A 20,444-nucleotide genomic window follows, 5' to 3' on the forward strand; every position below is an offset into this window, starting at 1 on the left:
TGACATGATCGAGGTCAAGGATCTGGATGTGACATTCCGGGTGACGGGGCGGACGTATCACGCGGTGCAGGGCGTGTCATTCACTGTGGCCAAGGGCGAGACCTTTGGCATTGTGGGCGAGTCCGGTTCTGGCAAATCAACCGTGCTGAAGGCCGTGGCCGGGCTGGTGGGTTTCACCTCGTCCAAGCTGGGGATTGACGGACATGTTCTGGGACAGCCGCGCACGCGGGCTGAGCGCAAGCTGCTGCAGTATGTGTTTCAGGACCCTTATGGCTCGCTGCATCCCCGGCACACGGTGGATGACATTCTGCGCGAGCCGCTCAACATTCAGGGGCTGGATGCTTCCAGCCCGCGCATTGCCGAGGCGCTGACCAGTGTGGGTCTGGACCCGAAATACCGCTTCCGTTACCCGCACCAGTTGTCTGGCGGGCAGAGGCAGCGCGTGGCGATTGCACGCGCGCTTATTCTCAAACCGCCGATCCTGCTACTGGATGAGCCGACCTCGGCGCTGGATGTGTCGGTGCAGGCGGAAATCCTTAATCTGCTGTCAGACCTGCGGGTGGCACTGGGCACGACTTCCATTCTGGTCAGCCACGATCTCGCCGTTGTGGCGCATATGTGTGAGCGCGTGGCCGTAATGAAGGCGGGGCGGTTTGTGGAAGTGCTCGACCGGGCGCAATTGAAGGCGGGCAATGCCAATACCAAATATGCCCAGCAGCTGATCGCCGCCAGCAAGGGCTATGCGCCTGCCTGATAAGGCATGAGATTTTTTGCGGGTCAGGTTTGATCTGTGCTGCTTGTCATCCATCTGAAAAAGGTGTGTGATCTCGGTTCAGACTGTTCATCACAGACAGGGAAAATGGAGGCATCAATGATTAAACACCTTAAACTCGCTCTGCTCGCCGGCGCCATCGTTAGCGCAACATTGCCGCAACTGGCGCATCAGGCCTTTGCCGAAACCCCGAAGGACACATTGGTTGTTGCCAAGCAGATCGACGATCTGATCTCGCTCGACCCCGCAGAAGCCTATGAGCTTTCGGGCATCGAAGTTCTGGCCAATACCTATGACCGCATCATGCGCTTTGAACCCACCGACATCACCAAGCTGGTGGGCGGCGTTGCTGAAACCGCTTCGGTAAGCGATGACGGCAAGACCTTCACGTTCAAGATTCGCCCCGGCCAGAAATTTGCCTCGGGCAATCCGGTCACGGCGCAAGACGCCGTGTTCTCGCTGACCCGCGTGATCAAGCTGGAAAAGACTCCGGTGTTCCTGCTCTCGCAATTGGGCTGGACCAAGGACAATGTCGACAAGCTGGTGACCGCGCCTGATGACAGCACGCTGAAAATCACCATCACCGAAGATTTCGCACCTTCGCTGGTTTACGCTTTGCTTTCCTCCGTGGTGGGCTCGGTGGTCGACAGCAAAGTGGCCAAGGAACATGAGAAGGATGGCGACTTTGGTTACGCCTGGCTGAAGACCAATTCGGCCGGCAGCGGCGCCTATGTCGTCAAATCATGGAAGGCCAATGAAAGCGTTTCGCTGGAAGCCAACCCAAATTACCGCGGCGGCGAAGCCAAGCTGAAGCGCGTGGTGATCCGCCATGTGGCTGAACCGGCAGCCCAGCGCCTGCTGGTTGAAAAGGGCGATGCCGACATTGCCCGCAACCTGACGCCTGACCAGATCGCCGGCCTTGCCGGCAACAAGGATGTTGTCGTCACCGACGTGCCGCAGGCCCTGCTCTACTATATCGGCCTCAACCTAAAGACCAAGGAACTGCAGGACCCGAAAGTGCGCCAGGCTATTCGTTACCTGGTGGACTACAAAGGCATGGCCGACACGTTCCTCAAAGGCTCGATGCAAGTGCATCAGAGCTTCTGGGCTTCTGGCTTCTGGGCTTCGTATGATGAAAATCCCTACAGCCTGAATGTCGAGAAGGCCAAGGCGCTGTTGAAGGAAGCCGGATATCCGGATGGGTTCTCGCTGAAGCTGGATATTCCGAATTCGGCACCCTTCACCAACATCGCCCAGAGCGTTCAGTCAACGCTGGCTCAGGGTGGCATCAAGGTGGAGCTGTTGCCGGCTGATACGAAGGCCGTGCTGACCAAGTACCGTGCCCGCCAGCATCAGGCTTTGATGATCTATTGGGGCCCGGACTACATGGACCCGCATACCAATGCCGATGGTTTCGTCCACAACACCAACAATGCGGATGATGCCAAGGCCAAGCCTTTGGCCTGGCGCAATGCCTGGCCGGCTGAGGAAGAAACCAAGCTGACCGATGCGGCCGTAAAGGAACGCGACGAAGCCAAGCGCAAAGACGATTATATCGAGCTGCAGAAGAAGGTGCTTGATACCGGCCCTTATGTGATCATGTTCCAGAACACCGAAGAAGTGGCCTCGCGCGCCAATGTGAAAGGCTATGTCGAAGGCCCATCGGCTGACGTGGTGTATTACAATCTGACCACCAAGTAAGCAGAACGCTTTTCAAACCATCAGCCCCGGGCCTTGCGGTCCGGGGTTTTTTTATTGGGCTGGCCCGCACTGGTAGTCAGTAACCGGTGCACTGTTCTTGAACGGATTGGTCAAGTCACCGGTGTATTGACCCATCAGCAGGCGGTGCTTGGGCAGCAAGTGAGTGCGGAAATACTGGCCGAAGCTGGCGATGACATTGCCCTTCTGGGTGAGCAGCACGCAGCCATCCTTGATAGTGATGGTGCCGGATTCGAGTTGCTCGGTGAGGCGCACATCGACCAGGCGGTATTCCTTCATATATTCGTCGCTGAAGACGCGCGCGAAGCTATCCTGCCTGATGCCGCCGCCGCGCTGCTGCAGCTTTTCCAGAATGTAGAATGAGAGTGAACGGTCAATCACTGTGGGCAGCGAAATGGCCAGCGCATAACCCGCCATGAGCCAGATGACGACCAGCAGGAGCTTTTCAAAGCCATTCAGGGCACGGATGCCGGCGAACAGGACAAGGCCCGCCAGCACTGCAGCAATCGCTGCATCCAGAAGCGCTGCATAGAAGACCACATTCACATCAAGGAAATTAACATGGATGAGATAGATGCAAGCCAGCAGGAAAACGAACAGCAGGCTGATACCGATGCTGACGAAAAATTTTGTCATGCTTTGAAGATCACAAATTTGTTGCCCAGATAGCTGCAGATCACCTGCAGGACCAAGGCCACGAGAAAGCCGATGCGATAGTCGAGATGCAGCCAATCCGTCCATACCGCCAGAACCGCCCCCTGCATCACGGCCAACAGCCCATAAAAGACCACGAATTTGGGGGCCTGCGAGGCCAGGCTCCCGGTGTGGTTGCGAAAGACGAAATAGCGGCTGCCGAGGAACGACGCGCTGATGCCGACGCAGGCTGCAATGAAATTCGCGATGCCCGCCGATTGCATGTGGAGGACCAGCAAATTGAAATTCAACACGCTATAGTGGACCGCTGCGGCAACTACGCCATTGATGAAGTAACGGACGGCTTCCGTGGCGTGCTGTTTCATCTCACGCCCCCTTCGTCTCGATCACCTCATCGATGAAGTGATGATAGGCCACTTGCGTGGTGACCGTGCCGCCACGGACTACGCCGGTGAGCATCAGTGTCATCAAGGCCAGCGCACCTGTTTGCAGGAAGATCAGCAGCAATACGCCCAGCGCAATCGAGAACCAGCCGGGTGTGGAAAAGCCCAGCAATTTGAGAACAATGGCGAGGCATACGCCAAAGATTGCAAAAGCGCCGATGCAGGCGCAGGCAATGCCGACACGCACCAGCACGTCTTCGGCAAACACCATCAGCCCTTTGAAGCCATGCAGCACGAGGCCGACGAAGTTCATCTTCGAGCGCCCAGCATAACGTGGCCCGCGGTCCAGCGCACAGATCGCGGTGCGGAGCTTTGACACCAGAACAGCACCAGCCAGATGAATCGAAAGTTCCTGCATGGCTACAAGGCGAATGGCAGCACTGGCCTTCATCGCCATGAAATTGCCGAAGCTGACATTGCGCCCAGTCATCACGCTGAACAGCTGCTTGTACAGGATGTAGAACAGCTTGAAGCGCCAGGTTTCCACGCGGCTGCGGCGGCTGGCCACGACGATATCGTGATCTGGTTTTTCCAGCTCGGCCAACAAGGCCGGAACCGATGATGGCAAATCCTCGCCATCAGAGTCCATCACCACTACACGCTGATGCGGTTGAATGAATTCGGATACATGGCCCAAGCCAATCGCAATGGCGCGCTGGTGGCCCACATTGCGCCGGAGCCGAACAACCGCACCTTGCAGGCCAGCCGCCTGCAGCGCGCTGATCTGGACGGGCTGACGCACTGAACCATCGTCGACGGCCACCACATAAACACGTGGTCCGAATTGCTGCGCCAGCTCCTGAAAAAGCCTAGTGCTGGCTTCGGCATCTTCGAATACAGGCGTGACCACGATGATAGAGTGATTGGCGTCGATCACGCTTGAAAAACCTGAATTAAAATGCTGCCCCGGCACGCGTGCCCACGGCCAGCGCAGTTCAAATATAGCACGGTATTCTCCCTGTTAGCTAGTATGGCCAACGTGCCTTCTGGCTGTGTTCCGAGACTCCTGTAAGCGGGTGAAATTGAAAAAACCACCCCCAATGAGGTTCTCATGACCACCAAGCCAAAAATCGCTCTTATCATCGGCTCCACCCGCCCGACCCGCTTTGCCGATATCCCGGCACAGTGGATGCTGAAACAGGCAAAAGCCCGCAGCGACATGGAAGTCGATCTGATCGATCTGCGCGATTTCAAACTGCCGTTCTTTGATGAAATGGCGTCCAACCTCTGGATGCCCAGCAAGAACCCCGAAGCCGTGCGCTGGCAGGAAACCATCGGCAAGTATGATGGCTATATTTTCGTGGTTGCCGAATATAACCGTTCGATCACCGGTGCTTTGAAGAATGCGCTGGACCAAGCCTACAAGGAATGGAATCGCAAGCCCTTCACCGCCATCGCCTATGGTGGCGTCGGCGGCGCGCGCGCGCTGGAGCATCTGCGCACGATTGGTGTGGAACTGCAGATGGTACCGACGCGCTCGGCTGTGCATGTTGCGGGCGGCGATCTGATGGCCGTGCATCCGGGTTTCGGCGGCAAGAAATCGATGGAAGACATTGAAGCCAATCTGCTGCCTGGTGCCAAGGCTGCGCTGGACGACCTTGTCTGGTGGGCCAATGCCACCAAGGCCGCCAAGGCCTGATACAACTACGCATCATGCTTCGCCCGTGAGGGCGAGGCATCACTCAACCTAACAGCCCCGGCTAAAATCCCCGCATTTGCTGTTCTTGGTCGAAACGCTTTTCCGCTTCCAGCTTATTGTCAAAATTGAAGACAAGTTCGAGTTCATCCCCAATCCAAATTTCAACGCGGTAGTGGCCTGGAACTTCAGGATCCTCAACTAGTTTTACGATTCGCTTGCTGTGCGATTCCAAGTCTGGCTCCAATTCAACTGATTCATCGTGCCCAGTGCGCAAGTCAGTGGCTGATACTTCCCGGTTCGCCAAGCTCTGGGTCAATGGCGACCAGCATCCTGGTCATCTCTTCGACGATGGTATGATCGTTGTAGGGTTTTGTAAAAAATCGCGAACCGGTCGGAAGCTGGCTTTCTTCGATTATCGCCCGGCCCGACGCAACGATCAGGAATATGCGGGGCCAGCGGTTTCGAATGTAATGCACAAGTTTCACGCCATCCATGCTGCCGGGCATTTCAACATCGGTGAATACCAGGCGAATATCCGTCCGGGCTTCGAGAATGCGGATGGCTTCATCAGCATTTTGAGCCTCAACTGCTTCAAAGCCGGCGGTGACGACCAAGTCCATGGCGCTGAGCCTGATGAGTGCATTATCTTCGACCACCAAAACAACCGCTCTACTTAAAATCATCAGACAATCCTGGCCACTGGAGCGGCAGCAACTTGCACATGGATAATCGAGATGGCGGTGCCGGGATTTGCGCTGGCGACCTGAACTTCAGCCTCCAAACTCTTTGCAAGAGCCTCTACGATGTTGGTGCCGAGGCCCGGTTTGGGATTGTCTGAAGCGGGCGGCATCCCCACTCCATTATCGCTGACCAACAAAGTCCAGTCTTCGCCCTTCGCCTTATAATCTACGACGATTTTTCCCGTGCGATTGCCGGGGAATGCATGTTTGAGTGCATTGATCACCAATTCTGTCACGATCAACCCCAGACTCACGGATTCCTTGGCGCTGGTGACAGCGTCGTCAACTTCTACTTCGATTGAAAGTACCTGGTCATCAGGGATCATCGATGCCGCAAGACTCTTACAAAGCTGCGCAAAATAGGTACGAAGTTCAACTTGCCCTTGGGTTGAAGCAGCAAGCTGCCGTTGCACCGCCGCAATGGACATCAGCCTGCTGTGCGCGTCTTTAAGGTGCCCCCGGGTTTCATCATTCGGCACGCGTCGGGCGCTTTGCAAAAGGATGCTGGCGATAATCTGAAGGCTGTTGGCAACGCGGTGCTGCACTTCGCTCAAGAGGACGGCTTTTTCGAGCAGCAGGTTGTCCTTGAGCTTGTCAGTGGCGCGCGCTTCGGTGACATCCGCTGCCGCCAGCAGCAGCCGGGTTTGGCCCTTGTCTTCGTATTCCAATTTGCGGGCATTGAGAACGAGAAACCTTTGATCCTGTCCTTCACGATTCAGGATGAACTCGTACGCATCCACATCTGCTGCACCCGAAGCCGTGGCTTCAAGGAGCGCATTGAGTTGTGGATTGTCCCATTCGCCGCTGCCCAGAGACGAAAACTTCTTCCCCGGAACAGTTGACGGATCAATCTTAAAGGCATCACAGAACGAGGTGCTGGCCGCGATAATGTTCAAACTGCCATCAAGCAAGACCACGGGGGCATTTGATGCACCAATCACCGCTAACATCAGGCTGAGTCCTGTTGCGAGTGAGCGAGTATCTGTTGGGGTGGCCAAAGCTAAGCTTTCTTTCGCCGGAACGGGTTAGGCGAAAGCGGTCAACCGGAAAGTGACCGAGAAATATTGTGCATCGCGCACAGAACGCAAACGCGCGAGTGCTGGAATAGTTCCAACCATCGCAAAATTAATTGTAAGGTGTTCGAATAGAACAAAAAATTATGCAGATTGGCGCGCCCTACGGGAGTCGAACCCGTCTTTACAACGTGAAAGGCTGTCGTCCTAACCGATAGACGAAGGGCGCGTTTCGGAGCGGTGCTTAGATAAGTTCGGACGATATTGCAAGTGCTCTCAAACCATGAGAGCGGCATCCTCGATTTGCAAGGCGGGCACACGTTTTGCGCCCCATTCGTCAGCCACCAGGCGGCCTGCCACATGGATCGGGTGCTGGCGTTCGGACAGAAGCAACTCGCCCAATTCGGTGCCCAAGGCCCTGAATGCAATGGCTTTCAACCTTGTGCCATCACCCGCCACCAAGGTGCAGCGCACATGGTCTGTTCCGGCCCGGTCGGCATAGGTGATCTTGTGTGCCGGGAAGACGAAGAGCGGCGATGGATTGGCGGCGCCATAGGGCCCGGCTTGTTCCAGCAGTTCGATGAGATCAAGCGTGGCGCCGCTAGCGGACAAGGCGCCATCGACCAGCAATGAGCGGGTGCGGTTGGCTTCCACTGCTGACGAGAGATATTGCTCCATGAATTGGCGCAGGGCTGCGAGTTTTTCGATCTCTAGCGTCATGCCCGCAGCCATGGCGTGGCCGCCGCCTTTGGTGATGTGGCCCGCTTCGAGCGCGGCGCGCACGGCCTTGCCGAGATCGACTCCGGCAATCGAGCGGCCTGAACCTGTGGCCAGCATAGTGATCTTGTTGAGGGCCAGCACCAGCGATGGCACGCCGTAACGATCCTTCAGGCGCGAGGCGGCGAGGCCGACCACGCCGGGATGCCAGTTTTCTGCGGCCACCACGAGAGCGGATGCCTGCCTCTCTGCGCCCAAAGCGAGTTCGGCTTGCGCCACGGCTTCGTCGACCACGCGCAGTTCCACCGCCTGGCGGTGGCGGTTCATTTCGTTCAGGTGATGCGCGAGGGCTGCGGCATCGCCCTTGTCTGTTGTGGTGAGCAGCGCCAGTGCTTCATCGGCATGGCCGACACGGCCTGCAGCGTTGATACGCGGCCCGAGGATGAAGCCCAGGGCGTAGGCATCAGGCCGGCGCTTTACGCCGCCTACATCGCATAGAGCGGCGATACCCAGATTGTCGCGTCGCGCCATCACCTTCAAGCCTTGGGTGACGTAAGCGCGGTTCAGGCCCTTGAGTGGCACCACGTCTGCAATGGTGGCCAATGCCACGAGATCCAGCCATTGCAGCAGATTGGGCTCCTGCCCTTCGGCATAGAAGCGCTTCTCGCGCAGGATCTTGTTGGTGGTGGCGATGACAAGGAAGACGATGCCGCAGGCGCAGAGATGGCCCTGGCCCGACATATCATCCTGCCGGTTCGGGTTGATCACCGCCCAGGCATGGGGCAGTTCCACGCCCGCTTGGTGATGGTCGATGATGATGGTGGTGAGGCCAAGGTCTGCGGCATGGGCCAGCGGATCATGCGAGAGCACGCCGCAATCCAGCGTGAGCAGCATTTCGGTACCCTGCTCTTTCAGGCTGGCCACGGCTTTTTCGCTGGGGCCGTAGCCTTCGGTGAGCCTGTCCGGCAAGTAGGTGATGGCGTCGTGGCCGACGGCGCGCAGGAAGCGCAGCAGCAGTGCGGCTGATGTGACACCGTCCACATCATAGTCGCTGATGATGCCGATTTTTTCCTTGGCGATGATCGCTTCGGCCAGGCGCAAAGCACCCTTCTCCATATCCATCAGATCAGACGGCTTGGGCATCAGGCCACGGATGGTGGGGTTGAGATAGGCTTCGACGTCTTCCACCGCCACGCCGCGCGCCGCCATGACACGGCCGAGGATTTCCGGCAGGTCATGCTTTTCGGCGATCGCCTGGGCCAGGCGCTGGTCCTTCAGGCGCGATTCCCAGCGCTGGCCCTTGGCCGAGCGGGTGATGTTCAGAAACGCGTCGTCAGATGCGGGCAATGCGGATCACCCGGGGGGCATCGGCCACAAAGCCGCCCGTTGCGATCTTGCCCATCGCCTTGCGGATCGAAGGTTCCAGCGTGTCATGCGTGATCAGGATGAATTGCGCCGTATCGCGTTCGGTACTGTGATCGGTCTTGCCGCGCTGCACGATGCTTTCGAGCGAGATGCCTTCTTCGGCCAGGATGGAGGCAATGGCCGCCACCGCACCCGGCTTGTCATGCAGCTGCAAGGCCACATAGAAGCCGCCACGATGCGCCTGTTCCGGCGCGCGCTGGTATTTCTTCAGGCTTGCAGCAGGAACACCGAAGGCCGGGCGCATGTTGCCGCGTGCGATATCGACAATGTCAGACAGAACAGCTGAAGCCGTGGGATGCGCACCGGCACCCCGGCCTTCCAGCAGCAGGTCACCGGCGAAATCACCTTCGACCACCACGGCATTGAATACGCCATCGGTATCGGAGACCGGCGAGCCCTTGGGCACCAAAGTCGGATGCACGCGCTGCTCGATGCCGCTGTCATGACGCACCGCAACGCCCAGCAGCTTGATCTTGTAACCCAGCTGAGCAGCGTTGCGGATATCTTCCAGCGTGACATTTTCAATGCCTTCGATGGTGATGGCATCAAGATTGACTTCCGTGCCGAATGTCAGCGCGGTGAGAACGGCCAGCTTGTGCGCCGTATCGAAACCGCCCACGTCAAAAGTCGGGTCAGCCTCAGCATAGCCCAACGCCTGGGCTTCCTTGAGCACCTCGGCGAAGCTGCGGCCTTCATTGCCCATCTTGGTGAGGATGTAATTGCAAGTGCCGTTCATGATGCCGAAGACTTTGCGCGGCGCATTGCCCGCGAGACCTTCACGCACCACCTTGATGGCAGGGATGCCGCCAGCCACAGCCGCTTCGTAATTCAGCGCCACGCCCTTGGCTTCGGCGGCGCGGGCCAGCGCCGTGCCATGTTTGGCCAGCAAGGCCTTGTTGGCAGTGATGACATGCTTGCCTGCGGCGATGGCAGCTTCAACCGCTTTGCGGGCCGGGCCTTCATCGCCGCCGATCAGTTCGATGAACACATCGATGTTGGCGGAATTTGCCAGCGCCACCGGATCATCGTGCCATTCGAGCTTCGACAGATCATGGTTGCCGCGCGGCTTGCCCTTGGAGCGTGCCGAAACGGCGGTGACTGATACGGGCTTGCCGCCGCGTTCAGCCAGCAAGGCGGCATGGGTAGAGAGCATATCCAGCACGCCGGTGCCCACGGTGCCCAGGCCTGCAATGCCCAATCTCAAAGCGTTTGTCATAACGGGGGCTTATGGCGGCTTCACCCTGATTTGTCCAGAAAGCGTCACCCGGTGAAATCTTCAGAATTGAGTGTTATATTCATGGGCATGAGCGACCAGAAGCCACCTGTTAACGAATTCAAGCTGCCGGACATGCTGCAACTGGCGCAGAACATGACGAAAGTGTTCGAGCGCGGGGCGGAGCTTTTTGGCGCCATCGCGGCGCGGCCGGACCTGCAGCAAAGGGAATCAGAAATCCAGATCCTGCCGATGGAACAAGTGGCCAAGACGCTGGGTGAGGTTTACGAATACTACAAGGAAAACCCGGCCCGGATGATGGCCGCTCAGATGCAGCTGTGGCAGAGCCTGACCATGCTGTGGCACGCTTCATGGGCCAAGGCGCTGGGCCAGCAGATCGCGCCGATGATTGCGCCATCGCGCTCCGACAAGCGGTTCAAGGACAGGGACTGGCAAGAAAACTCGGTCTTTGATTTCATGAAGCAGGCCTATCTGATTTCCGCCAAATGGATGCAGGACATGGTGGCGGGGGCGGAGCTTGATGAGCACACAAAGCTCAAGGCGAAATTCTATGTGGAGCAGATCGTCAACGCGTTTTCACCTTCCAACTTCCCGATTTCAAATCCGGAAGTGCTGAAGGCCACGCTGGCCAGCAACGGGCAGAACCTACTGCGCGGTATGGACAAGCTGGAAGCTGATTTCAGATCGCCCGACGGCCGGTTGCGCATCACCCAGACCGACAAGAACGCTTTCGAAGTGGGCCGTGATCTAGCGCTTTCGCCTGGCAAGGTGGTGTTCCGCAATGATGTATTCGAGCTGATTCAATATTCGCCATCCACTGAGCAGGTTTACGAAATTCCGTTGCTGATCGTGCCGCCCTGGATCAACAAGTTTTACATTCTTGATCTCAATCCGCAGAAGAGCTTCGTAAAATATTGTGTTGAAAACGGAATTACCGTTTTTATGGTGTCCTGGATCAACGCCTCCGAAGCGCAGGGGCGCAAGAGTTTCTCGGATTATATGCGCGAAGGATTCCTCACCGCGGTTGATGCTGCACTGAAAGCTTCTGGCGCCAAGAAGGTCAACACTGTTGGCTTCTGCATTGGCGGCACGCTGGTTTCGGCCGCACTTGGCTATATGGCGGCGAAGAATGATGCGCGCGTCAATGCCGCCACCTTCTTCACCACCCAGGTGGATTTTGAAAAGGCCGGCGATCTCTGCGTCTATGTCGATGAAGAGCAGGTGAAATGGATCGAAGGCCGGATGGAGGACAAGGGCTATCTGCCCGGTTCGCGCATGGCCGATGCCTTCAACCTGTTGCGCTCCAATGATCTGATCTGGTCTTGCGTGGTGAACAACTACCTCCTCGGCAAAGACCCGATGCCGTTTGATCTTCTGTACTGGAACAGCGATTCAACGCGCATGCCGGCGGGCGTGCATTCGTTCTATCTGCGCGAATGCTATCTCAACAACCGCCTGAGCCATGGCAACATGGTGCTAGAAAATACGCGGATTGACCTGAGCAAGGTGAAGATCCCGATCTACAATCTCGCGGCGCGCGATGATCACATCGCGCCCCTTCCTTCCGTGTTCCGACTGCAAGAGCATTTCGGCGGGCCGGTGAAGCTAGTGGTTTCAGGTTCCGGGCATATTGCCGGGGTGGTCAATCCACCCGCTGCCAATAAGTATCAGCATTGGACCAACGAGACCCATGCCGACACGCTGGAAGAATGGATGGCTGGCGCGAAAGAAACTGCAGGCTCCTGGTGGCCGGATTGGCTCGAATGGGTCGGGCCTAAGAGTGGCGCCAAAGTAAAGGCGCTGGTGCCGGGTGAAGGCGCCCTGCCCGCACTGGGTGATGCGCCGGGCGAATATGTGAAGGCCAAGGGCGAGTAGCCACAAACAAAAAGGGCCGCTTTGCAGCGGCCCTTTTCCGTAAAATTTGTATCCCGAATTAGCGCTTCGAGAACTGGAAGCGGCGACGTGCCTTTGCACGGCCATACTTCTTGCGTTCCACGGCGCGGCTGTCCCGGGTGAGGAAGGAGCCCTTCTTCAGCGCGGGGCGCAGCGGCGGTTCGAAATTGCAGAGCGCGCGGGCGATGCCGTGACGCACAGCGCCGGCCTGGCCGGAGAGGCCGCCACCGACAACGGTGCAATCAACGTCGAATTCCGTGTTGCGGTTGACCGAGATCGCAGGCTGCTGCACGAGCATGCGCAGAACGGGACGGGCAAAATACGTCTCGATCGGCTTGCCATTGACAGTGATCTTGCCTTTGCCGCGCTTGATCCAGACGCGAGCAATCGCGTTCTTGCGGCGGCCCGTGGCATAGGCACGGCCCTTGGCATCCAGCTTCGGCTTGGCATCGGCCACGACGGCGGCTGCCGGCGATGAAGCCACGCCCATGGCTTTGCCGAGATCGGCGAGTGTTGTTGCTTCAGCCATTGTTATCCCCTGACCACGTTCTTCGGGTTCATTGCCTTGATGTCGAGCACGACCGGGTTCTGCGCTTCATGGGTATGCGTTGGGCCCTTGAAAATGCGCAGATTGGTCATCTGCTGGCGCTTCAGCGAAGCACCCGGCAGCATGCGCTGCACGGCGAGTTCGAGCACGCGCTCTGGGCGCTTGCCGTCGAGGAACTGCTTGGCAGTACGTTCCTTGATGCCGCCCGGGAAGCCTGTGTGCCAGTAATACGGCTTCTGGTCGCGCTTCTTGCCGGTGAAGGCAATCTTTTCGCAGTTGATGACGATGATGTTGTCACCACAATCCATATGCGGCGTAAAGGTGGGCTTGTGCTTGCCGCGCAAACGGTTGGCAATGATGGCGGCAAGGCGCCCCACAACCAAACCCTCAGCGTCGATCAAAACCCACTGCTTTTGAATTTCACTGGCTTTCGCCGAGTAAGTCTTCATGGCTGTCTGTGATCCAAAGGTTAAAGTAACGACATAGTTCAAACGAAAGCGCCCGTTTGATGGGGCGCTGTTGAGCCGGTGAATAGGTATTGCGTCAGTGAGTGTCAAGAAAATATGGTGTTTCAGTGCTTATTTCTTGTGTGGTTTTATAATACCACATTGACGTGAAAGACATCACCACGCCACAAGACAATCACAATTTGCTGGATGAATCGAAGCCCTTGCCGTAATTTGGCTGTATCCACGAGGTTTTTCATGCGCGTCAAGCTTTTGTCACCTGTCTTCACATCCGTGCTGGCACTGTTTGTGGTCGCCGGAGGTGCCGCCGTGGCACAACAGGCAACGACAACCACAACGCCTGATCCCAAAGCGGGCACAACGGCAACCGCACCTGCCACAACGCCGGCGACGACTCCCGAGGCGCCGAAGACCACCGAGCCTCCCAAGACGCCAGATGCGACTACGACAGCCCCTGCTCCTGCGCCAGCACCCGATGCTACTACGACAGCCCCTGCGCCTGATGCGACCGCACCTGCCACCGATGATCCCAATGCCGGTGACGAGAATGGTGAAGGCGATGTGTCGATCGGTGAAATCCCCGACGTTCAGACCGTCGAGCTCAATGCCGACATGGCCAAGAAAGCCATTGATGGCTATCAGTTGGTGCACGACAAGTATCAGGACTCGCCGCTGGAAGACTATTCAGACTTGCAGGATTTCGTGGACAAGGACCCGAAGGGAAAGCAGTTCGAAACCGACATCAAGTCCTTTGGCTTTACTTCGGTGAACGAGTGGAACATCGCCGTCACCTCGGTCAGCATTGCCTATAACAATCTTCTTGATGACCAGACCGCCGACATCAAGCAGCAGATCGAGGATGTGCAGAAAAGCACCGACATGGCACAGGACATGAAGGACCGCACCATCAAGTCGCTGCAGGCCTCGCTGCCGTCCGAGAACAATACCAAGATCATCCAGGACGTGATGAAGGACAAGGCTTACGGCGAGAAGATCAAGCTGCTCGAGACCACCGAAGAGTGAGCGGCCCACGTATTACGCTCATCACCTTGGGCGTGAAGGATTTGGTTGCCCAACGTGCTTTCTATGAAAGGCTGGGGCTCAAAGCCTCTTCTGCTGGCAATGAAAGCGTGAGTTTCTTTCAGCTTGGGCCCGTTGTACTGGGCCTGTTTGGGCAAGAGGCCTTGGCCGAGGATGCGCATCTTCCTTTCGAGAAACAGAATCGCTTCAAGGGCAGCTCGCTGGCCTGGAACTGCGCTTCGGAAGCTGAAGTTGATGCCGGGCTGGAACTGGCCCGCAAGGCGGGTGCGAAAATCCTGAAGCCGGCAGAGAAAGTGTTCTGGGGTGGGTATTCCGGCTACTTCGCGGACCCTGAAGATAATCTCTGGGAAGTGGCGCATAATCCGTTCTTCCCTTTTGACGCGCAAGGCGCGCTGGTGTTGCCATGAACCATGCTTCCTATGACGACGATTATATCCGTGGCATTCTGACCTCGGTGAAAACCATTGCCTTGGTGGGTGCATCACCAAAGCCGGAGCGGCCATCCTACGGCGTGATGCGCTTTCTGCTGGGGCGCGGCTATGATGTGGTGCCGGTCAATCCCGGCCTTGCGGGGCAGCAAATCCACGGCAAGACGGTCGTGGCTACGCTGGCCGATCTGCCGCATCCGGTCGATATGGTGGATGTGTTCCGCAACAGCAGCGAAGTGCCGAAACTGGTCGACGAAGTGCTGGCGCTGGCAACCTTGCCCAAGGTGATCTGGATGCAGCTGGGCGTTTCGGATACCGCGGCGGCGGCGCTAGCCCAGGCCAAGAGCATCAAGGTGGTGATGAACCGATGCCCGGCCATCGAAATCCCGCGCCTGCATATTTGATATTTTTTCGGGACGGAATGGCCGCACAGGACCGTCTTATCATCTGACAGGAGATTTTATGGCTGCGACTGGGAACGTAAGTAGTGTGAAGTATAGCGCAGTGGCCGTCATCCTTCACTGGGTGACGGCCGTGGTCGTCATTTACATGCTGTTCTGGGGTGAGGACCTGATCCGGGGCCGCACGCCAGCCAATCCCGCACTTCATGCCTCGCTGGGCTTCTCCATCCTTGTCCTGACGATTGCGAGGCTGGCCTGGCGCTTCGCCAAGCCGCCTCCGCCCGATGTGCCCATGCCGCGCTGGCAGGCCTTGGCGGGGCATGTCTTACATTGGATTTTCTATGGGCTGCTGATTCTCATTCCACTGAGTGGCATGGCGGCGCTGGATCAGGAGATCGCCGGGCGGCATCCGGAATTTGCCAGCCTGACATTCTTTGGGCTGTTCACGGTTCCACATTTTTCGCTTGGGCCTTTGGGCGCAGCACATGGGCTGATGACCAATTTGATGATCGGCCTGCTGGCGCTGCATGTGCTGGCGGCACTCAAGCACCAGTTCATTGACCGCGACGGCCTGATCAATCGGATGCTACCGCGTTAGTCGGCTCAAGTTCCAAACGGAAGCGGCCAGCAAAGCCATCGCGCCGGATTGGTGCAGCAGTGCCAGATCCAGCGGCACATGCAGCAGCAGCGTGGTGATGCCCAGCCCGATCTGGATCAGCACAAATGCCAACAGAACCAAGGATGAAGTATTGCGGGCGATGAAAGCCCGCACCAGCACCAACACGCAGATCAGATAGGCCAGCAGGCGATGATCAAACTGTACGGTGAGGGCATTCTCGAACAGATTGGCCCACCAGGGCTGCATGGTTCCCAGCCCGGCAGGCAGCAGAGCGCCTTCCATAAGAGGCCAGGTGTTGTAGCCCTGCCCGGCATCAAGGCCCGCGACGAAGCCGCCCGCCGCTATCTGCAGCAGGATCAGCGGCACCAGCGACAAGCCTAACCAGGCAGCGCCTGACTTTGGCCGGTGATGTCGGCGGTTGAGCGCGAAGGCCACCCACAGCACAAAAGCGAAGATGATGGCCGCCAGGGTGAGATGTGCTGCCAGGCGGTATTGGCTGACGCTTACACGGTCCACCAGTCCGGAAGCCACCATGTACCAGCCGAGCGCGCCTTGCAGGCCGCCCAGAATGAAGATGCCGATGAGTTGCGGCCAGATGCGCTTTGGCAACATTTTCAATGCAGCAAAAATGACGAAGGGCAGGAAGAAGACCACACCGATGAGGCGGCCCAATAATCTGTGCGCCCATTCCCACCAGAAGATGAATTCAAATTCCTGCAGCGTCATGGCGCTGTTCTGCAGCTTGAACTGCGAGGACTGCTGGTATTTGGAGAAGGCCAGTTCCCAATCTGCCGAGTTGAGCGGCGGAATGGCGCCCATGATCGGCTTCCATTCCGTGATTGAAAGCCCGCTGCCGGTGAGGCGCGTGGCACCCCCAACGACCACCATCGTGGCGATCATCAGCGCAATGAGAATAAGCCAGGAAGTGACCCAGTGCGAGACGGGTTTGGCGGCCTGTTGCATCAGCATGGGCGCTGTTTCGCGGAAAGAGTGCCCCGCTTCAAGTGCCTCTTGGCCGCAGGGGGAAGGCGGTTTATATGGCGCACATGAACATCCGCACCCGCAAATTCATCGGTACGCTTCTGACTGTCGGCTTTGTCATGGTCTATTGCCTTGTCGCCATGGCGTTTGGCGGCGTGTTCATCTTGGGCAAGGGCGTGGTGTTTGAGCTGGCCTTTTACATCCTGGCCGGTCTGGCCTGGCTGCCGGTGGTGATGGTGATCATCCGCTGGATGTCGAAACCAGATCCCGCCTAAGCCACATTCACCTTACTGAATTTATTGGACAGCGCCGTGGGCAGGCCTGACATCATTGCATCCACGTAACGCAATTGCTGGAACCGGCCGGACACCATGATGCGGGGCAGCGCCTGCAGATGCTGCGCATGGCCGGGGAAGATGACGCCTTTGCGAGTGGTGACAGAGGCTGCGTATCCCGCCTTTTCCGCCAGCACGAAATCGCGCGCGATGGCATTGGGCTCATCGCCATAGGGATAAGCGTTGAACAGGATGTCTTCATCCAGCGCCTTGGAAATATCCTTGCGGGACTGGTTCAATTCAAAGAAGGCATCAGCCTCGTGCATCCGCCCCACCGCATGATGGTTCATGGTGTGCGCACCGATGGTGCAGAGGGGATCGCGGTTGATGGCCTTCAAATCATTCCAATCCATCGCCACGCTGCGACAATAGGCATCCGGATCAACCTTCGCTGCGGCGCAGAGTCGGCGGATGACCACGCGTTGTTCTTGCTGCTCGAGATTTTCGAGCACGGGGAACAGTGTGTTGAAGGCCTGCCATTTCTCGGCGTTGGTTGCCGTAGCGAGGCTGTAACCCTGCCTTGCAATCTCAGCCTTGAAATGATCCCCGGACTTGATGACAAGTTCCAGCAAACGCCACCACAATTCACTGGTGCCCTCGACGATACGCGGGGCGACGAATATGGTGTAAGGGCATTGCAGGGCATCAAACACGGGCTGGGCGAAAAGCTGATTATCTTTGTAGCCATCATCCAGCGTGAACACGGCGAAGGGCCTGGTGTCGCCATTGCGCATGCGCGCGACTGCATCAGCCAGTGAAATCGTTTCAAGCCCACGCGAGCGGGCCAGGCGGATCATGCCGGCGAGGAATTCCGGTTCGCATTCCAGTTTGCTGTTGGGAGCAAAGCCAGTTTGGCGGCCGCCACCGGGCAAAATCTGATGCAGGCAGAAAATGCTGCCCAGGCCCTGGAGTCTGCGGCGCACAATGCCTGTCGCGCCGCTAAAATGCATCATATCCAAAGCGCTGCGGAGGATCGCGGTCTTGCCCATGCGCAGCTGTTACGCGATCAGGCCGGAACCGCCGCAAGCGGGCGGTGGGTGGTTTCAGACTCCAGACGCATTACAAGCGCGCGGGTAGCGCTGCGTTCTTCCAGGCCCGCTGCCGCAGCCTTGGCGTCCAGGATGCGGGCTTGTGGGGCTAACAATACTGCTACGTCCGAAGCGGTCATATGCGTCACGGTTTTGGGGCCGCCTTCGCCGACGTGCAGGAAGATATAGCCGTAGATCTTCCCCAGGGCATTCAGGAACGAGGGCAGCTTGTCGGCCACGGCCTGCAGCTGTTCGGCCCCGCGGGGCTGGCCCAGGCGGATCATGTGGAAGCCCATCGATGAGCACCGCGTGACCACCTTGGTGAAATCAGCATCGCCGGCCACAAGCTCAATCAGGCCAAGGCCCTGCGGCACGTCGAGCAAGGTTTCAAGATTGTTCACGGCGGGCGAGAAATCGAGGGCAATGACTTTTTCGCCGCGCTGGCCCAGTTCACGCGCGGCGGCGGCGGTGCTGAGAGCGGCATTGGGCACCTGGCTGCCGATTGAAGCCACGGCGCAGACTGCGCGGCCCTTTTCATTCTTCACCGCAGACAGAATACTGGCGATCTTCTTGGCACCTGCATCGAGGCTTTCCGCACCACCTAAGCGCAATTCACCCAGCATGGCGAAAGCACCACCCAGGGTGACAGCACCGGGAATGGAGCCGATCAGGCTTGCTGCCGGGGCCGGAGCGCGTTGGGTAGCGGTGGCTGCTAATGCATCCACCGCGGGCTGGTTCTTGTTGGGGAATTCAAACGGTGGCACTTCGACATCATCAACGTGCGCCTTGCCGAGGGGGTGGCTGTGAATATGAGTTTCACGGGCAGGCCGTGGCTCAACAGCTGGCATGTCTTCTTCATCCGCTTCCAATACCGGCGCCGACCTGGCTCGCGGTGCTTGCACGATTTCGACACTCTTGCTGCTGCCGGCTGACAGAATTTCAAAGAAGAAAGCGAGGCCCAGGCCCATGATCAAACCACCGAGGCCGCTGAGCAAGAGGATCGGACCGGGCTTCGGGAAATAGGGAACCGATGGCACCGAGGCCTTCTGGATCACGCGGGCATAACCGGGCTGCAGGCTGGCATCCTGTCTGGCATTGGCATCGGCATAACGGGCCAGCATGTTCTGCAGCAGTGTGCGGTTGGCTGCGGCCTCACGGTCAAGTTCCTGCAATTTCACATCAGAGAAATTCGCGGTGGCTTGATCGGTCTTCAACTTGTCGAGCGAGGCGCGGGCGCTCGCAGCGCGTTGGTCGGCAATCTTGGCCTGGCTCTGCAGACTTTGCGCCACACGCATTGCCTCGGCGCGCACCTGGGCGTTGATGCCGTTCAGTTCCTTCATCGCCGCAATCATCTTGGGGTGGCCCGGCAAATAGGTGGCGGAAAGTTCGGCCACCTTGCGCTCGGCCTGCACTTCCTGCTCGCGCAGGGCCTGGACCAAAGTGGAGGATAGCACGTCGGACGAAATATCAAGTCGGCCACCGGCCTTCAGAAGACGGTTAATTTCATCGGCCTTCGCTTGGGCTTCGGCCTTGGCAGAATCTGCCACGGCAATTTGCGCATTAATATCGGTGAGCTGTTGCTTGCTGATGGTGGTGTTGGCACCTTTCAGCAGGCCATTGTCGGCGCGGTATTTTTCAACTGCGTTTTCGGAGGCAGCAACCTTGGTCCGCAGATCATCAATCTGCTGGCTCAGCCAATTGCGGGCCCGGTCGGTTGCGGTTTGGCCCACTTCATGGGTGGAGAGCACATAGGTTTCGGCAAAGGCATTGGCGATCGCGGCGGCGATTTCCGGGTCACCCGAATTGGACTTGATGCCGATCACGTTTGAATCCGGCACCGGATATACCGTGACCTTACCGGTCAAATTCTTGATCGCGAGATCCTTGGGCTGGAACAGCGTGGGATCATCCTTGAAGCCCAGCATGATCAGCGCGGTGCCCGCCAGGCTGCGTTTGGTGAGCTGGGTGTTGTATTCCGGCTTGGTATCGAGGCTCAGCTGATCCACTACGCGGGCGGCGAGATCACGCGACTTCAACACCGAGACCTGGCTGAACACCAGACGGTCAGACGGGCCGGCATCGCCTGCGCTTTGCTCGGCCACACTGGAAATCTTGTCAAATGGAGTGGCCAGGCTTTGCACGATCACCTGGGCTTCAGACTGGTAGGACGGCTTATTGACCAGCAGTACGCCTTCGCCCACGAAAAGGCCGATCAGCGGCATCATAATGAGCAGCAGCTTCCACCGCCACATGCCTCGGATCACGTCCATCAGATTTATCTGCGATGGTGATTCAGATATGCGCGCCATGATTCATCCCACTGATGGGACCGGTTATCGCGCCGGTAT

At 58.0% G+C, this 20,444-nt stretch carries 22 protein-coding genes and 1 tRNA gene; 9 read left to right on the forward strand and 14 right to left on the reverse strand.

Annotated elements, in window-relative coordinates; genetic code table 11:
* Nucleotides 1-4: 4 nt before the first annotated feature.
* A complete protein-coding gene (locus F8B91_RS05425) occupies nucleotides 5-754 on the forward strand; it encodes an ABC transporter ATP-binding protein (RefSeq protein ID WP_196503900.1) in 750 nt (249 codons plus the stop codon).
* 117 nt (nucleotides 755-871) lie between these two features.
* A complete protein-coding gene (locus F8B91_RS05430; protein WP_246714970.1) occupies nucleotides 872-2,473 on the forward strand; it encodes an ABC transporter substrate-binding protein in 1,602 nt (533 codons plus the stop codon).
* 51 nt (nucleotides 2,474-2,524) lie between these two features.
* Here F8B91_RS05430 and F8B91_RS05435 read toward each other — a convergent pair whose 3' ends face one another.
* From F8B91_RS05435 to F8B91_RS05445, 3 genes are read right to left on the reverse strand one after another with little or no spacing between them, the layout of a single operon-like run.
* The gene (locus tag F8B91_RS05435; protein WP_196502671.1) at nucleotides 2,525-3,127 is read right to left on the reverse strand and encodes a hypothetical protein; all 603 of its coding nucleotides are present in this window, start codon (nucleotides 3,125-3,127) and stop codon (nucleotides 2,525-2,527) included.
* Nucleotides 3,124-3,510 (reverse strand): GtrA family protein, encoded by a 387-nt coding sequence (locus tag F8B91_RS05440; RefSeq protein ID WP_196502672.1) that lies wholly within the window; start codon nucleotides 3,508-3,510, stop codon nucleotides 3,124-3,126. The genes F8B91_RS05435 and F8B91_RS05440 overlap by 4 nt, the downstream gene beginning before the upstream one ends.
* Nucleotide 3,511: 1 nt before the next feature.
* Complete coding sequence (locus F8B91_RS05445) at nucleotides 3,512-4,465, reverse strand: glycosyltransferase (protein ID WP_196502673.1); 954 nt, start codon at nucleotides 4,463-4,465, stop codon at nucleotides 3,512-3,514.
* A 174-nt stretch (nucleotides 4,466-4,639) separates the two neighbouring features.
* Between F8B91_RS05445 and F8B91_RS05450 the strand changes: the two genes are divergently transcribed.
* Nucleotides 4,640-5,227, forward strand: a complete 588-nt coding sequence (locus tag F8B91_RS05450) for an NADPH-dependent FMN reductase (protein WP_196502674.1) — start codon at nucleotides 4,640-4,642, stop codon at nucleotides 5,225-5,227.
* A gap of 61 nt (nucleotides 5,228-5,288) precedes the next feature.
* On the opposite strand, the gene F8B91_RS05455 is transcribed toward F8B91_RS05450, so the two are convergent.
* From F8B91_RS05455 to F8B91_RS05480, 6 genes are all read right to left on the reverse strand, one after another.
* A complete protein-coding gene (locus tag F8B91_RS05455; RefSeq protein WP_196502675.1) occupies nucleotides 5,289-5,459 on the reverse strand; it encodes a hypothetical protein in 171 nt (56 codons plus the stop codon).
* Between the two features lie 43 nt (nucleotides 5,460-5,502).
* Entirely contained in the window at nucleotides 5,503-5,910 is a 408-nt protein-coding gene (locus F8B91_RS05460; protein ID WP_196502676.1) for a response regulator, read from the reverse strand.
* Complete coding sequence (locus F8B91_RS05465; RefSeq protein WP_196502677.1) at nucleotides 5,910-6,917, reverse strand: sensor histidine kinase; 1,008 nt, start codon at nucleotides 6,915-6,917, stop codon at nucleotides 5,910-5,912. Before F8B91_RS05465 ends, F8B91_RS05460 begins: the two co-directional genes overlap by 1 nt.
* Nucleotides 6,918-7,134: 217 nt before the next feature.
* Nucleotides 7,135-7,209, reverse strand: a tRNA-Glu gene (locus tag F8B91_RS05470).
* Between the two features lie 47 nt (nucleotides 7,210-7,256).
* Nucleotides 7,257-9,044, reverse strand: coding sequence for a single-stranded-DNA-specific exonuclease RecJ (recJ, locus tag F8B91_RS05475; RefSeq protein WP_196502678.1), 1,788 nt, complete (start codon nucleotides 9,042-9,044; stop codon nucleotides 7,257-7,259).
* On the reverse strand, nucleotides 9,031-10,338 hold the full coding sequence (locus F8B91_RS05480) for a homoserine dehydrogenase (protein ID WP_196502679.1): 1,308 nt from the start codon (nucleotides 10,336-10,338) through the stop codon (nucleotides 9,031-9,033). The genes recJ and F8B91_RS05480 overlap by 14 nt, the downstream gene beginning before the upstream one ends.
* Before the next feature lie 66 nt (nucleotides 10,339-10,404).
* On the opposite strand from F8B91_RS05480, the gene F8B91_RS05485 reads away from it, so the two are divergent.
* A complete protein-coding gene (locus F8B91_RS05485) occupies nucleotides 10,405-12,231 on the forward strand; it encodes a PHA/PHB synthase family protein (protein ID WP_246714971.1) in 1,827 nt (608 codons plus the stop codon).
* Nucleotides 12,232-12,289: 58 nt separating this feature from the next.
* On the opposite strand, the gene rpsI is transcribed toward F8B91_RS05485, so the two are convergent.
* Together rpsI and rplM are read right to left on the reverse strand one after the other, a co-directional pair.
* Nucleotides 12,290-12,778, reverse strand: a complete 489-nt coding sequence (rpsI, locus tag F8B91_RS05490; protein ID WP_196502680.1) for a 30S ribosomal protein S9 — start codon at nucleotides 12,776-12,778, stop codon at nucleotides 12,290-12,292.
* Between the two features lie 2 nt (nucleotides 12,779-12,780).
* Nucleotides 12,781-13,245, reverse strand: a complete 465-nt coding sequence (gene rplM, locus F8B91_RS05495; RefSeq protein ID WP_196502681.1) for a 50S ribosomal protein L13 — start codon at nucleotides 13,243-13,245, stop codon at nucleotides 12,781-12,783.
* A 255-nt stretch (nucleotides 13,246-13,500) separates the two neighbouring features.
* On the opposite strand from rplM, the gene F8B91_RS05500 reads away from it, so the two are divergent.
* From F8B91_RS05500 to F8B91_RS05515, 4 genes are read left to right on the forward strand one after another with little or no spacing between them, the layout of a single operon-like run.
* The gene (locus F8B91_RS05500) at nucleotides 13,501-14,286 is read left to right on the forward strand and encodes a hypothetical protein (RefSeq protein ID WP_196502682.1); all 786 of its coding nucleotides are present in this window, start codon (nucleotides 13,501-13,503) and stop codon (nucleotides 14,284-14,286) included.
* A complete protein-coding gene (locus tag F8B91_RS05505) occupies nucleotides 14,283-14,711 on the forward strand; it encodes a VOC family protein (RefSeq protein WP_196502683.1) in 429 nt (142 codons plus the stop codon). The genes F8B91_RS05500 and F8B91_RS05505 overlap by 4 nt, the downstream gene beginning before the upstream one ends.
* A complete protein-coding gene (locus F8B91_RS05510; protein ID WP_196502684.1) occupies nucleotides 14,708-15,136 on the forward strand; it encodes a CoA-binding protein in 429 nt (142 codons plus the stop codon). Before F8B91_RS05505 ends, F8B91_RS05510 begins: the two co-directional genes overlap by 4 nt.
* 58 nt (nucleotides 15,137-15,194) lie before the next feature.
* On the forward strand, nucleotides 15,195-15,731 hold the full coding sequence (locus F8B91_RS05515; RefSeq protein ID WP_196502685.1) for a cytochrome b: 537 nt from the start codon (nucleotides 15,195-15,197) through the stop codon (nucleotides 15,729-15,731).
* Here the strand turns inward: F8B91_RS05515 and F8B91_RS05520 are convergent.
* On the reverse strand, nucleotides 15,720-16,721 hold the full coding sequence (locus F8B91_RS05520) for a COX15/CtaA family protein (protein WP_196502686.1): 1,002 nt from the start codon (nucleotides 16,719-16,721) through the stop codon (nucleotides 15,720-15,722). The genes F8B91_RS05515 and F8B91_RS05520 overlap by 12 nt on opposite strands.
* Nucleotides 16,722-16,789: 68 nt before the next feature.
* On the opposite strand from F8B91_RS05520, the gene F8B91_RS05525 reads away from it, so the two are divergent.
* The gene (locus F8B91_RS05525) at nucleotides 16,790-17,008 is read left to right on the forward strand and encodes a DUF2842 domain-containing protein (RefSeq protein ID WP_196502687.1); all 219 of its coding nucleotides are present in this window, start codon (nucleotides 16,790-16,792) and stop codon (nucleotides 17,006-17,008) included.
* Here the strand turns inward: F8B91_RS05525 and F8B91_RS05530 are convergent.
* Entirely contained in the window at nucleotides 17,005-18,057 is a 1,053-nt protein-coding gene (locus F8B91_RS05530) for a polysaccharide deacetylase family protein (RefSeq protein ID WP_196502688.1), read from the reverse strand. The two genes, F8B91_RS05525 and F8B91_RS05530, sit on opposite strands and share 4 nt — an antisense overlap.
* Nucleotides 18,058-18,074: 17 nt before the next feature.
* Nucleotides 18,075-20,405, reverse strand: a complete 2,331-nt coding sequence (locus F8B91_RS05535; RefSeq protein WP_196502689.1) for a GumC family protein — start codon at nucleotides 20,403-20,405, stop codon at nucleotides 18,075-18,077.
* Nucleotides 20,406-20,444: the final 39 nt, after the last annotated feature.

The organism is Aestuariivirga litoralis (assembly GCF_015714715.1).
Classification (GTDB): domain Bacteria; phylum Pseudomonadota; class Alphaproteobacteria; order Rhizobiales; family Aestuariivirgaceae; genus Aestuariivirga; species Aestuariivirga litoralis_A.